We start from the raw sequence: 3,008 nt of genomic DNA on the forward strand, positions 1-3,008 counted from the left end.
ATTTTTCTATATTTTAATAAATAATAATTAAACAGGCTTTTGTATTTAAATGGCTTTGCACATAAAAAAATCAGAATTCCTATTAAAATTCTGATTTTTTATTTCTAATTCTATTTCTTAATGATTGACGGCTTCTTTCAACGCTTCAACCTTATCCAATTTTTCCCATGGAAGATCGATGTCAGTACGTCCCATGTGACCATAGGCCGCTGTTTGACGGTAGATAGGACGTTTAAGATCAAGCATTTGAATGATACCTGCAGGACGCAAGTCAAAGAGATCACGGACAGCAGCTTCAAGTTTACTTTCAGCAACTGTCGCCGTTCCGAAGGTATCGACACGGACAGACACAGGATTAGCAACACCAATAGCATAAGCCAATTGTACTTCTGCTTTCTTAGCAAGACCAGCAGCTACGATGTTTTTAGCAATATAGCGAGCGGCATATGAAGCTGAACGGTCAACCTTAGTGGCATCCTTACCTGAGAAGGCACCACCACCGTGTCTTGAGTAACCACCATAAGTATCAACAATAATCTTACGACCAGTCAAACCAGAGTCCCCTTGAGGTCCTCCAATAACAAAACGACCTGTTGGGTTGATAAAGAATTTTGTCTCGTCATCCAAGTATTCGGCTGGAATAACTGCTTTAATGACTTTTTCAATGACGTCTTGACGAATTTGATCGTTAGTTGCTTCAGGATTGTGTTGCGTTGAGATAACGACTGTATCAACACGTACTGGTTGGTCATTCTCATCATACTCAACAGTAACCTGAGATTTAGCATCCGGACGAAGGTATGAAATCTCACCAGATTTACGCAAATCTGCCAATTTTTTAACCAATTTATGTGAAAGGCTAACTGGAAGTGGCATAAACTCTGGAGTTTCATCAATAGCAAAACCAAACATCAAACCTTGGTCACCAGCTCCGATAAGATCAAGTGGGTCTTGGTCACCAGTTCCACGAACTTCAAGTGATTCATTGACTCCTTGAGCAATATCTGGAGATTGTTCGATCAATGATGGGTGAACCCCAACAGATTCTGCTGCAAAGCCATATTCTGCATTGTTATAACCAATTTCAGCGATAGTATCACGAACCACACGGTTAATGTCCACATAAGCTGTTGTAGAAACTTCACCGAAAACGTGGACAGAACCAGTGTAGACAGCTGTTTCTGCTGCAACGTGTGCATCTGGATCTTCTGCTAAAATCGCATCAAGAATGGCATCTGAAATTTGGTCTGCAATTTTATCTGGATGCCCCTCAGATACAGATTCAGACGTGAAAAGTTTACGTTCTGACATATAAAATGTCCCCCTTTTAATATGAAAAATAATATTAGATAGAACAGATTTGACCGTCTCCTAATAGGTAAAACGCTATACTCCTAATAGAGCTAGACGCCGTTAAAAAGTTACAAAGAACCAACAGCCAACCCTAGGATGACTGTTGCCTTATCGGGACTTAATAACTACCGTCCATTATATCATGTTTTTTCAGTCTAGTCATATAGTTATTTATTATCAAGCCTTATCAATAATTTATAGTGAGCATTTTACCATCTTTTGTATTATACTTAGGATATGAAAACTTATGAACACGTTTATGACATCTTATCGAAGAGTCCTGACTTTGTGACGGGAGAGAGTTTGGCTAAAAGCCTTGGAGTCTCACGGACAGCCATTTGGAAGGCAATCCAAACACTACAAGAACAAGGAATTGACATTACAAGTGTACGGAAGAAAGGCTACTATTTAGAAAAGGGAGATATTCTTCTTCCTCAAGACATTTCTAAACAACTCAACATTCCAGTCTACTTTAATCCAGATTCTAACTCTACCCAACTTGATGCTAAACATGGCATGGAAAAGAATAATCCGACGCCCGCACTTTATCTGTCACCAAGTCAAAAGGCGGCCAAAGGACGATTTGATCGTCACTTCTTTGCCAGTTCACAAGGTGGTATCTACATGAGTATCCACTTAAAGCCAAACTGTTATTTTGCCGACTTACCACCTTATACCATGATGGCAGCAGCAGCTATTGTCAAAGCTATCCAGCGTCTAACTGGTATCAATACAGAAATCAAATGGGTTAATGACATTTATCTCAACAACAAAAAAATGGCTGGTATCCTTACCGAAGCCATTAGTTCTATCGAATCTGGTCGCATCACAGATGTCATTATCGGGGTTGGGCTTAACTTCTCAATCAGTGATTTTCCTAAAGAGTTAGACAATAAAGCTACTAGCCTTTTTACTTCTGAAAAACCAAGCATCACTCGAAACCAGCTTATTTCAGAAATTTGGAAGCTCTTTTTAACCATTCCAACTAGTGATTTAGTTAAAGTCTATAAAGAAAAGTCTCTCGTTTTAGACAAACAAGTGACCTTTGAACAAGCTGGAAAGAATTATACTGGTGTTGCTAAAGAAATTGGCGACAAGGGCCAACTTCTCGTTCTTACTGATGATGGTCAGGAAAAATGGCTGACCGCTGGCGAAGTGAGCCTTACTTCTTGGTAGACTTGTCGGCTGCACGCGCAATGCGTGAAACAACATAGGTTGTCCAAAGACGACGAAACAATAAATAACCAAAAAAGGCTGTAAAAAAGTAATAGCCGTGCTGTAAACTGTAATTAAAACAAACCGTTTCAAAAATAGTTTCAAGCGTAATAAACAAAATTTGTTGAATCATAAGATTATTATATCAATAGATAGAGCCTAGGACAAGCAGTCTAGGCTCTTTTCATTTTTACAAGGATAAACCTTCATCAGATTCAGAAATCTATCAAATTACACTGAATCTCCTCGCTTCTCTATTTCTAGGCTCGGACCTAAAAAGGTCCACTGGAATGTACTGACCCCAAAAAGATAGACAAATAATTTAAGAAAGGATTTAGTTATGTATTGCACAGGACTAAGTCCTTTTCTACCATTTGTCAAGCATATCAAGGCATTTGATAAAAAATAGATTGAATTCCATAATCAAACTAAGGAATTTG

3 protein-coding genes are annotated in these 3,008 nt (G+C 38.6%); 1 reads left to right on the forward strand and 2 read right to left on the reverse strand.

Annotated features, from left to right (window positions below; genetic code table 11):
• Positions 1–117: 117 nt before the first annotated feature.
• Positions 118–1,311, reverse strand: coding sequence for a methionine adenosyltransferase (gene metK, locus H7U01_RS09890; protein WP_201041517.1), 1,194 nt, complete (start codon positions 1,309–1,311; stop codon positions 118–120).
• 279 nt (positions 1,312–1,590) lie between these two features.
• Here metK and birA point away from each other — a divergent pair, with 279 nt between their 5' ends.
• Positions 1,591–2,529 (forward strand): bifunctional biotin--[acetyl-CoA-carboxylase] ligase/biotin operon repressor BirA, encoded by a 939-nt coding sequence (birA, locus tag H7U01_RS09895; protein WP_195414183.1) that lies wholly within the window; start codon positions 1,591–1,593, stop codon positions 2,527–2,529.
• On the opposite strand, the gene H7U01_RS09900 is transcribed toward birA, so the two are convergent.
• Positions 2,516–2,701, reverse strand: a complete 186-nt coding sequence (locus H7U01_RS09900; RefSeq protein WP_002883500.1) for a DUF3272 family protein — start codon at positions 2,699–2,701, stop codon at positions 2,516–2,518. The two genes, birA and H7U01_RS09900, sit on opposite strands and share 14 nt — an antisense overlap.
• Positions 2,702–3,008: the final 307 nt, after the last annotated feature.

The organism is Streptococcus sp. 21.1 (assembly GCF_016648635.1).
GTDB lineage: Bacteria > Bacillota > Bacilli > Lactobacillales > Streptococcaceae > Streptococcus.

What these genes read in the sequence shown, in the direction of transcription:
- H7U01_RS09900 (WP_002883500.1), bottom strand. Translation starts at nt 2,701, where the DNA reads ATGATTCAACAAATTTTGTTTATTACGCTTGAAACTATTTTTGAAACG.
- birA (WP_195414183.1), top strand. Translation starts at nt 1,591, where the DNA reads ATGAAAACTTATGAACACGTTTATGACATCTTATCGAAGAGTCCTGAC.
- metK (WP_201041517.1), bottom strand. Translation starts at nt 1,311, where the DNA reads ATGTCAGAACGTAAACTTTTCACGTCTGAATCTGTATCTGAGGGGCAT.